This is a genomic window from Trueperaceae bacterium, assembly GCA_019454765.1.
Taxonomy (GTDB): Bacteria; Deinococcota; Deinococci; order Deinococcales; family Trueperaceae; genus JAAYYF01.
Genome location: JACFNR010000069.1, coordinates 1 through 9,230 on the forward strand (window position 1 = coordinate 1; position 9,230 = coordinate 9,230).

A 9,230-nucleotide genomic window follows, 5' to 3' on the forward strand; every position below is an offset into this window, starting at 1 on the left:
TGAAGCGTCCTGGGTTTGGTAGAGGCTCCGTTCTCACGCGGAAGGAGAGAATGGAGCATGCGATTCAAGTACGATCAGGAGACTAGGGATCGGGTCGTCCGGATGTTCTACGAGCGCCGCGCAGCTGAGCCGCAGGAGGCTGCTAGGGCGTCGTTGCGGCACTTGAGTGATCTGGTTGGCGTGCCGCCGGACACGATCCGCGGCTGGGTTGACAGGGCGCGCGTCGACGCTAAGGAGAAGCCGGGCCTCACCACCGCCGAACGCGAGGAGATCAAGGCGCTGCGTAAGGAGGTTGCGGAGCTGCGGCGTGCGAACGAGATCTTGAAGACTGCCAGCGCTTTTTTCGCGGCGGCGGAGCTCGACCGCAAACTTCGGTAGTAGTGGATTACATCAGCGCATACAAGGCGCGTTTCGGGGTCGAGCCGATCTGTGAGGTCCTCAACGAGATGGAGATCCAGATCGCCCCGAGCACGTACTACGCCGCCGTCAAGCGGCCACCGTCGGCGCGCGCCCTGTGTGACGAGCGCCTGGTGCCGATCGTGCGGCAGGTGCACGGCGCCAACTACTCGTGTTACGGGGTCAGGAAGATGCAGCGTGCCTTGAACCGCTTGCAGCACGGGCTGGGCCGTGACCAGGTGGCGCGCCTCATGAAGATGGCTGGGGTTAAGGGCCGCTCGCGCCTGAAGCGCATCATCACCACCAAGCGTGAGGCGGGTCGGGAGCGTTACCCCGACCTGGTGCGGCGCCAATGGGATACGGGCGCGCCGGATGTCGTGTGGGTGGCGGACTTCACGCACGTCCGGACCAACGAAGGCACCGTGTACGTCTCCTTCTTACAGGATGCCGGCAGTCGGCGCATCCTCGGCTTCACTATTCAAAGCAGCCAAAACGCGGATCTCGTCTTGAAGGCAGTGGATCAGGCGGTGGCGACGCGCCGGCGTTTCGATCCGCAGTTCACCGGCGAAGGCGTCATCCATCATTCCGACGCCGGCAGTCAGTACACCAGTTTGGCGTTCAGCCAGAAGCTCGTCGACCACGGCATTGCTGGCAGTATCGGTCGGGTCGGTACCGCGTATGACAATGCGTTGATGGAGAGCACCATCGGCTTGTACAAGACCGAACTGATCCATGCCGACCGCAAGACCTGGGCTTCCCGGCAGGAGGTGGAGACGGCGACGGTGGCGTGGGTGAACTGGTTCAACCGTCAACGCCTGCACTCAGCTCTCGATTACCTGAGCCCCATTGAGTTCGAGGAAGATTACAATCACCGGCAAGACCTGCTGAGGCAGGCTGCGTGAGTAAAGAGCCTCCATCAAACCCAGTACAGCTCAGTGTTGGAGTTCGTCGCGAACCCATTGGGGTACGCGACGGGCCGCCGGGACGTGCTGGACGCGCGGGCGTACGTGGAGACGGGTCAGGTCGGGCTCGAGGCGCGATGGCGGAGTGCGACGGAGGTGTTCGCCGGCGCCTACTTGGTGTTCGGTAGTGGTGAGTTGTTCGGTCAGGTGGTGGAGAGCCGCCTGGGGGTGTATGCCGGTCGGGACTTCCGGGCTGGTGAGTGGTTCCTCGCGTTGCAGGGGACGGTGTTGTTGTTCGGCCGTCTGCCTTAGGAGGCATCGTGTTCAGACGTCTAGACCCTGCCCGCCTTCGACAGTTGCGGGGCCGCATCTTGCAGCTCTTGTACCTCGCGGCCATGTCGGAGGCGGGGAACCCTGAAGACCCTTACACCGTGAGCCGCGGCGTGCTGGTCGGCACGCTCGAGCATGCCAGTGAGCTGCCGTCAAACGAGGACCTGCGCGGCGCTTTGCGGGTGTTGGAGGAGAAGTCGGCCGTCAGGGTGACGTGGCGGCATGACGGGAGCGGCGATTTCGTGTCGCTACGGTTGCTGTCGTTGGGTATCGACCTGGTGGAGGGTGTCGCGAGTGATCCGAGCATCTCGTTCACGCGGCGGCGTGAGGCTTGATCGTGGAGGAGGGTCGGATCGGACGGCTCGAGGAAAAGGTGGGGAGCCTGGAGGTCGCGACTGCGCACGGTTTCGGGGAGTTGCGGCAGGACATCGCGCACTTGCGTGAGCTGGTGTCGCAGACCCTAGCCCGCCCGCAAGCCACGCCCATCTGGATGCTGCTCCTGGCGTCAGGCACGTTCCTGCTCGGCTTGGCGGCGTGCCTGCTGGCGGCGGCGCAGCTGCTGCTGGAGTGAGGAGGACGCGCCGTGGAGATCGACCACACCCCGTTCCTGTTGACGGAGCGGCGCTGCAAGGTGTGCACCAGCCCGGTCCGTAAAGCGGTGGACGCGATGCTCCTGGGGGAGACGCGCGGACCCGACGACCAGCTCTTGACGTACGAGGCGATCATCGAGTTCGCGGCCGGTGAGGGCGTGACCTTGACCGCCTCGAGCTTGAGTCGTCACCGGCATAACCACTTGCAGCCGTCGCTGCAGATGGCGCTTGAGACGCAGCGGCACATGGACGCCATCGCGGAGGCCACCGGCCGCCGCTTAACGCTGCACAGCGCCGTGGCGAACGTCATCGTCACCAAGACGCTGCGGTTGCTGGATGATATGGACGTGCGTGAGATCGGGCCGGAGCGGCTCTTGCGGGTGGCGTTGCGAGCGGCGGAGGTGGGGCTGAAACTCGAGCGGGCCGAGGCGGCGTTGTCGCCTGAGGTGGCGAAGACGATCGATGACAAGCTCTCGGCGGCCGGGTTGGCGCCGGTTGTGCTCGAGAAGATCCGCCGTGAGGTGTAGGGCCTCGTCTCCTAAGGAGACTGTGAGCGTGAGCGCGACCCGCATTGCGTTCGTTTCTACGCGCCGGGGCGGGGTCAGGTGTTCCGGTACCGTAGCGATCCTGGCCAACTGTGGATCCGGTGCCCTAAGACTGGGAGCATCATGCGCGCGTCAACCTTCCGAGCGCGGCGCGGTGGTCGCTGAGAGGGGGCCGGGGTGGCGGTTACTCTTGCCAGCGGGTTCTAGTGAATGCGCGGCGCATGCGAGTGGGGAGTGTCGGTACTAGTACCGCGTCGCGCGTGTAGTTGACGTGCGAGACGATAGCCCCCGAGGGCGTGGATGATCCGGACGCGAAGGTGATCAGCATGGCATAGCCTTCGGCGAGTGAAGCCGTACGTGTGGTTAGAGCGCGGCGATTGCGTGGTGTGTAGGTGATCCTGAGCGCCAGCTCGACCTCGACTTTGGGCTGCAACTGCCATGGTGGACCGCCAGCTGCGATGACTTGCTGTCTCGCCAGGGATTCGGCCTCTGCGTAGAGGGCTGCGCGGATGCTGTCGAGTTCACGTGATGATTGGGGCGGCATGTGACCTATGGCTTCGTGAAGTTTGCTTGGGTCTAGCTCTACGGCGAACGGGGGCTGCCCGAGTACGTGGACGCGGGCTCTGAAGACGATTGCGTCGATAATGACCCCTAGGGCGTGAACGGCGCTGGCGTTCACGACCTTCGGTCTCGCCGCAGGCCCTGTGAGGATCACGAGCTCCGGAGTCCGGCTCGCGACGCGGTCAACCAGGTTGAGTATCAACGCGATGCAGGCTGCCGCTGACGAAACCACGGTGGCTATCAGTTGGACCCGTAGCGCAGCAAGGGTTGTCGGATCGAAGTCGCCAGCGTGGACACCGGCCTGTGTGGCGTAGGGGCCCAATCCGGCCAAGCCGACGCGAGTGATGATGGCCGCGATGACGTCGGCGCCGACGATAGCGGCAACTACCGCTAGGGCGGTGATGATCAAGAGGGTCGACGCCAACCGAATCAAGTAGTTGCAGGTCCAGTCTTGCCGGTAGTCACGCGCTGTGCCACCGGCCCGAGTAGGTGCGATTGTGCCGAACCCGATATTACTGCCCTATCAGCGGCGTTGGTGGATGACGCGAGTCGCTTCAAGATCTGGCTCGCCAGTCGGCAGGTCTGCAAGAGCTTAGCGTTGACGCTCGAGGCGGTGCTTGATGCGGTGCAGCGCCGCTCCACCTGGGTGTTCCTCTCGGCGGGGGAGCGGCAGTCGCTCGAGTTGGCCGAGAAGAAGCGCTTGCATCTCGAGGCGATTCACATCGCGGCTGCCGAGTTGAACGTTGACTTTCTCGACCAGGACGGCACGCATTACAAACAGTTGTTGATGCGTTTGCAGAACGGGACGCAGTTGATCTTCTTGCTGGCGAACCCGAGCACCGCGCGGGGTTACCCGGCGAACGTGGCGCTTGACAAGTTCGCGTTCCACCCTGACTCGGCGGCAATCTGGGTGGAGGTCTTCCCGTCGATCACAGAGAGTCGCGGCTTGAAGCTGCGCGTGGCGAGCACCCCGCAGGGTAAGAGCGCCGTGTATTACCGCTGGTGGGAGGGCGCGGAGCGGCTGGGTGGGCGCGGCGTGTGGACGCGGCACTTCACGGACAACTATCAGGCGGTGGTCGACTGCTTGCCGGGTCGACCCGTAGGAGTTGCGGGAGGGCCCCAACGACGAGCTGGCGTGGCAGCAGGAGTACCTGCAGTCCCTCGAGGAAGCCACCGGCTACCTCTCGTACGAGCTGCTGGCTACGTGCGAGGACGCGGCCGCCACGAAGGACCTGCTGCTGGCGGAGATCGACCCGACTGCTGGTGACCTCTACCTGGGCGTGGATAACGGTCGACGGCGTGACCTGGTGGTCATGTGGCTCTTGCGGCTGGTGGGGGACGTCAACTGGCTGCGGCGCGTGATCGAGTTCGCGAGCACCTCTTACGCGGAGCAGCGGGAGGTGCTGCACGGGCTGCTGCCGCGCATGCGGCGGGTGTGTACCAATGCCACGGGCCTGGGCATGCAGATGGCGGAGGAGGCCAATCAGAGCTTCGCGCAGGTGGAGGCGGTGCCGCTCCCCGCGAGCGTCAAGTCGGACAGGGCGACGACGCTCAGGCGCGCCTTCGCGGACCGCGGCGTGCGCGTGCCGGTGTCGAGCGTCGTTCGCACGGACCTGCATAGCGTCCGGCCATCGTGACTTCGGCTCCCGCATGGCCTTGGTGCACGCACGCGTACTGGTAACGCCAAGGCCAACCGTTCTCCCACGCTGCGGCTCCGTGGTCGGAAAGAGTAATGAGCAAACGACCCCCACCTGGGTTTGAAAAGAATTGAGTCAATGCGACCGATTGACAGTGACCCGTTCAGGTGCTACCTTTACGGAAACAAACACGTGCAATCGTTTGCAGCCACCAGGTAGGGGACATACTCAGGCTTAACAAGGCGCTAGACAGCCGCAAACGATTGCATAACCCAGCACGGACGGAAGCCAGGCGTGAAGAGTAGCGAGTCGACGTCCAGCCTTGAGGCGCTGAAGGGGTTCCCTGGAGACACGAGCCCACGTCCGAGGTCTGGCCGTGCGCCGCGCCCAGCTGCAACGGGGCGCCCTGTGGACGGACCCCGGAGGCACCCGTGCTGAACGCCACCGTCGCTCCCGATGCCGGCAGCGGCCCCATCCTCCGCATGCAGCACATCACCAAGCGGTTCCCTGGCGTCCTGGCGCTGTCCGACGTGAGTCTGGACGTCCGCGGTGGCGAGGTGCTCTGCCTCGTGGGCGAGAACGGGGCCGGCAAGTCGACGCTGATGAAGATCATGAGCGGGGTCTACCCGACGTTCGAGGGGGAGCTCCTGTTCGAGGGTCAGCCCGTGGTCTTCCAGAACACCCGCGAGGCGCAGCGCCACGGGGTCGTCATCATCCACCAGGAACTCAACCTGGTGCCCGAGCTGACCGTCTACGAGAACATCTTCCTCGGCCGCGAGCCCATCATGCGGTTCGGCGCCATCGACCGGCAGAAGATGCGCCGCGAGGCCGCCGTGCTCCTCGGCAACCTCGGTATTGACATCAACGCCAACACGTTCGTGTCGGACCTGCGGGTCGGTAGGCAGCAGCTCGTCGAGATCGCCAAGGCCCTCAACCACGACGCGCGCGTCCTCATCATGGACGAGCCCACGTCTGCCCTGAGCAGCGCCGAGGTGGCCCACCTGTTCCAGACCATCCGCACGCTCAAGGCGCGCGGCGTAGCCATCATCTACATTTCGCACCGGCTCGACGAGGTCTTCGCCATCGCCGACCGGATCACCGTCCTGCGCGACGGCAAGACCGTCGGTAGCTCGCCGGCGGGCGAGATGACCCGCGACCGGCTCATCTCGCTGATGGTTGGCCGCGAGCTGCAGGAGACCGGCGCCGACCGCGGCGCGCCCGGCGACGAGGTGGTGCTCGAGATAGAGGGCCTGTCGCTACGGGAGATCGGCCGACAGTCGCTCAGCGACGTCTCGCTGAACGTGAAGGCCGGCGAGATCGTGGGCGTCGCCGGGTTGATGGGCTCGGGACGAACGGAACTGCTCGAGGCCATCTTCGGCGTCTCGCACGCCAGGAACAGGCGAGGCAGTATGCGCTTCACCGGCGTGACCGGGTTTCCGGCCTCTCCCCGCGAGGCCATCGCCGCCGGGATCGGCATGGTGGCGGAGGACCGGAAGCTGCAGAGCCTGGTCCTCGAGATGTCGGTCCGGTCGAACATGAGCCTCGCGACGCTCGAGCGCTTCGTCCGGCTCCTCGGCCTCGTCGACCGCGGCAAGGAGACACGCGCCGTCAAGCGGGTGATAGATGACCTCAGCGTCAAGACGCCCGGCCCGGAGGCCGTGGTCAACAACCTTAGCGGCGGCAACCAGCAGAAGGTCGTGTTCGGCAGGTACCTGCTCAGGGAGATGAAGCTCTTCCTCCTCGACGAGCCCACGCGCGGCGTCGACGTGGGCGCCAAGGCCGAGATCTACGAGGTGGTGAGGGACCTGGCCGCGCGCGGCACCGCGTTCCTCGTGGTGTCGAGCGAGCTGCCCGAGCTGCTCGGCGTATGCGACCGCATCTACGTCCTATGCGAGGGCCGCGTGTCTGGCGAGTTCCAGAGGAGCGAGTTCGACCAGGAAGCCATCATGGAAGCCGCCACCAGGTTCATCGGTGCGAAGGCGTGAGGTGTCGATGACCACCACGGACATGCAGAGGCGCCGGCGTGGCTGGCGAGACGCCCTGCGTTTCGTCTTCAGGTTCCAGAGCTACTTCGGTCTGGTCATCGTCGTGTTGCTATCGATATCGTTCTCGCCCAGCCGCGGCGGCAAGCTCATCTTCCTCAACGCGCGCAACCTGAGCAACGTCTTCAGGGACGTCTCCGAGACGGGCATCCTCGCGGTCGGCATGTTGCTGGTCATCCTGGTGGCGGGCATCGACCTGTCGGTCGGCTCGGTGCTGGCGCTGGCCGCCACGGGGTCGGCGTTCCTGCTCATGCGCAGCGAGTGGGGCGCCTTGCCGACCATCCTCGTCGTCCTGCTCATCGGGCTCGCGGCCGGCTGGTTCAACGGCTGGGTGTCGGAGCGCTTCAACGTGCCGTCGTTCGTGACCACGCTCGCCATGTTGAGTATCGCGAGGGGGGTGGCCCGCTACTGGTCTCACGACATAGCGGTGCCGCTCTCTTACGGGGCGGGGGGTGGCGACCCGCGCTTCGAGGTCCTGGGCGAGCGGATCGGGGGGCTCATCCCCGTGCCGTCGTTGTTCATGTTCGGGGTGGCGATCATCGTGGGGGTGGTCCTCCACTACAGCCGCTTCGGGCGCTACCTGTACGCCATCGGCGGGAACGAGACTGCCTCGCGCCTCTCCGGCATCCGCGTCCAGCGGCTCAAGGTCCTCGCCTTCATGCTCTGCTCCATGCTGGCGGCGCTGGCGGGCATCCTCCACGCTGCGCAGCTCAACCAGGGGAGCCCAAACGACGGCGTGACCTACGAGCTGAACGCCATCGCGGCCGTGGTCATCGGCGGTGGGAGCCTCTTCGGTGGCAAGGGGACCGTGGCCGGGGCCGTGGTGGGCGCCTTCATCCTGGGGGTGCTCGACAACATGTTGAGCCTCAACAACGTGAGTTCCAACATCCAGCTCGTGGTGAAGGGCCTTCTGATAGTTGGCGCCGTGGCCTTGCAGCAGTTCCGGCTGAGGTCCGTGGAGTGAAGGACGTTTCCGAACCGATGCTCGCCCCGCCGGAGCGTACGGGAGGCGGCGCGGTAGCCAAGTGGGGAGGTGCCCGGCTGTAGCAGCGCGACGGAGAGGCGACCCTTACTCGACATTCAGGCGTTCAATCAAGGGAACGAGGTGGGACATGAAGAGGCTGATACCGATGATCCTGGTGGCCGTCCTGGCCGTGGCGTACGCCCAGGGCGACTGGACGGCGTACACGGCCGACCTGCTGGTGGGCGGAACGGTCAAGGAGGGCGTCCGTGACGGCGGACCGCTGCCGGCCAACTGCCCGGCGCCGCAGGCCAAGAGCTCCTACCTGATCGGCATGTCGCAGGCCAACCGCGCCGAGCCGTGGCGCGAGGCCATGGACAGCCAGATCGCTGCTGCCGCCAAGGCGTACCCGGAGTTCGAGGTCGTCTTCCAGGACGCCGCGCAAGACAACGCCAACCAGGTGAGCGACGTAGAGAACCTGCTCGTGCAGGGCATCGACCTGCTCATCATCTCGCCCAACCAGGCCGCGCCCCTCAACAAGATCGTCAAGGAGGCGTGGGAGGACTGCATCCCCGTCATCGTGCTCGACCGCAACCTGGTCGACCCCAACTACTCCATGTTCATCGGCGCCGACAACGTGGCCATCGGCCAGGCGGCCGGCGAGTACGTGGCCAAGTGGTGCGCCGACAACGGTCGCACCGACTGCAAGATCGCCGAGATCCGCGGCCTGACCGGCTCGCCGCCCGCGCAGGACCGCGGTGACGGCTTCCGTGCCGGCCTTGCCGCCGGCGGCCTGAGCGAGGCGAACATCGTGTTCTCGCAAGACGCCGAGTGGCTGAGGGAGAAGGCCCTGCCGGCCGCCGCCGCAGCGTTCCAGGCCCATCCTGATATCGACGTCGTGTACGGCCACAACGATCCGATGGCCGAGGGCGCCTACATCGCCGCCGGCGACGCCGGCGTCGATCTCGCCGACGTCCTCTTCGTCGGGATCGACGCGCTGCCCACGCCAGACGGCGGCATCATGTCGGTGCTCGAGGGGCGCCTGGACGTCACTCACGTCTACCCGACCGGCGGCAAGCAGGCCATCGAGTGGGCGCACAGCATCCTGGTCGATCACGTCAACCCGCCCCTCTGGCTGGTGCTCCCGTTCGAACAGGTGACGGCCGACAACGCTCAGGACGTGTGTAACGCGTACAGCTGCCCCGCGGCGAAGTAGCCGGCCGCGCGACGAACTTGCCGGAGGGGGCGCGCTCCCCTCCGGCAAGT

General features: G+C 65.7%; 11 protein-coding genes and 1 other annotated feature. Of the genes, 10 read left to right on the forward strand and 1 reads right to left on the reverse strand.

Annotated elements, in window-relative coordinates; all coding sequences use genetic code 11:
• Window positions 1-57 precede the first annotated feature (57 nt).
• The 5 genes from H3C53_12835 to H3C53_12855 all read left to right on the forward strand — a co-directional run bounded on the left by H3C53_12835 (window position 58) and on the right by H3C53_12855 (window position 2,745).
• A protein-coding gene (locus H3C53_12835; protein MBW7917550.1) for an IS3 family transposase occupies window positions 58-1,298 on the forward strand; the annotation gives its coding sequence in 2 pieces (ribosomal slippage) (window positions 58-337 and window positions 337-1,298; 1,242 coding nt in all).
• Window positions 336-467 (forward strand) — a sequence feature (AL1L pseudoknot). Its footprint overlaps the gene before it by 132 nt.
• Window positions 1,299-1,331: 33 nt before the next feature.
• Window positions 1,332-1,610, forward strand: a complete 279-nt coding sequence (locus H3C53_12840; GenBank protein ID MBW7917551.1) for a hypothetical protein — start codon at window positions 1,332-1,334, stop codon at window positions 1,608-1,610.
• 5 nt (window positions 1,611-1,615) lie between these two features.
• Entirely contained in the window at window positions 1,616-1,963 is a 348-nt protein-coding gene (locus H3C53_12845; GenBank protein ID MBW7917552.1) for a hypothetical protein, read from the forward strand.
• Between the two features lie 2 nt (window positions 1,964-1,965).
• A complete protein-coding gene (locus tag H3C53_12850; GenBank protein MBW7917553.1) occupies window positions 1,966-2,199 on the forward strand; it encodes a hypothetical protein in 234 nt (77 codons plus the stop codon).
• A gap of 12 nt (window positions 2,200-2,211) precedes the next feature.
• Window positions 2,212-2,745, forward strand: coding sequence for a DUF3486 domain-containing protein (locus H3C53_12855; GenBank protein ID MBW7917554.1), 534 nt, complete (start codon window positions 2,212-2,214; stop codon window positions 2,743-2,745).
• 202 nt (window positions 2,746-2,947) lie between these two features.
• On the opposite strand, the gene H3C53_12860 is transcribed toward H3C53_12855, so the two are convergent.
• Window positions 2,948-3,733 (reverse strand): hypothetical protein, encoded by a 786-nt coding sequence (locus H3C53_12860; protein ID MBW7917555.1) that lies wholly within the window; start codon window positions 3,731-3,733, stop codon window positions 2,948-2,950.
• Window positions 3,734-3,859: 126 nt separating this feature from the next.
• Between H3C53_12860 and H3C53_12865 the strand changes: the two genes are divergently transcribed.
• From H3C53_12865 to H3C53_12885, 5 genes are all read left to right on the forward strand, one after another.
• A complete protein-coding gene (locus H3C53_12865) occupies window positions 3,860-4,591 on the forward strand; it encodes a hypothetical protein (protein MBW7917556.1) in 732 nt (243 codons plus the stop codon).
• Between the two features lie 13 nt (window positions 4,592-4,604).
• On the forward strand, window positions 4,605-4,961 hold the full coding sequence (locus H3C53_12870) for a hypothetical protein (GenBank protein ID MBW7917557.1): 357 nt from the start codon (window positions 4,605-4,607) through the stop codon (window positions 4,959-4,961).
• 482 nt (window positions 4,962-5,443) lie between these two features.
• Entirely contained in the window at window positions 5,444-6,946 is a 1,503-nt protein-coding gene (locus H3C53_12875; protein ID MBW7917558.1) for a sugar ABC transporter ATP-binding protein, read from the forward strand.
• Window positions 6,947-6,968: 22 nt separating this feature from the next.
• Window positions 6,969-7,967, forward strand: coding sequence for an ABC transporter permease (locus H3C53_12880; protein MBW7917559.1), 999 nt, complete (start codon window positions 6,969-6,971; stop codon window positions 7,965-7,967).
• A 148-nt stretch (window positions 7,968-8,115) separates the two neighbouring features.
• Entirely contained in the window at window positions 8,116-9,180 is a 1,065-nt protein-coding gene (locus H3C53_12885) for a substrate-binding domain-containing protein (protein ID MBW7917560.1), read from the forward strand.
• Window positions 9,181-9,230 lie beyond the last annotated feature (50 nt).